This window comes from Parvimonas sp. D9 (genome assembly GCF_035282565.1).
GTDB classification, from domain to species: Bacteria; Bacillota; Clostridia; order Tissierellales; family Peptoniphilaceae; genus Parvimonas; species Parvimonas micra.
The window spans coordinates 1-283 of record NZ_JAYKBM010000114.1 but is presented as its reverse complement, the minus strand read 5'-3'; the positions used below and the strand labels follow the sequence as shown (position 1 = coordinate 283).

The window sequence follows — 283 nt, the reverse complement described above, 5'->3', positions numbered from 1 at the left end:
AAAATAATGGTAGTAATAACTGGGCGGTTTCTGGTACCAAAACGCAAAGCGGCAGACCTATTCTGGCCAATGATCCGCACCTGGGTCTTAACCTGCCTTCACTCTGGTATGAAGTACAAATTACTACACCTACACATAATACTTATGGTGCCAGCTTTCCAGGCTCCCCTGCTGTTATTATTGGGTTTAATGACAGCATCGCATGGGGGGTAACCAATGCGGGCAGAGATGTAATTGATTTTTACGACATGCACTTTAAAGACAGTACCCTGGATGAGTACTG

At 44.9% G+C, this 283-nt stretch carries 1 protein-coding gene; it reads left to right on the top strand.

The annotated features are described in order from the left end of the window. A partial coding sequence (locus VJI94_RS08245; protein WP_324009005.1) for a penicillin acylase family protein occupies positions 1-283 on the top strand: 283 nt, incomplete at both ends.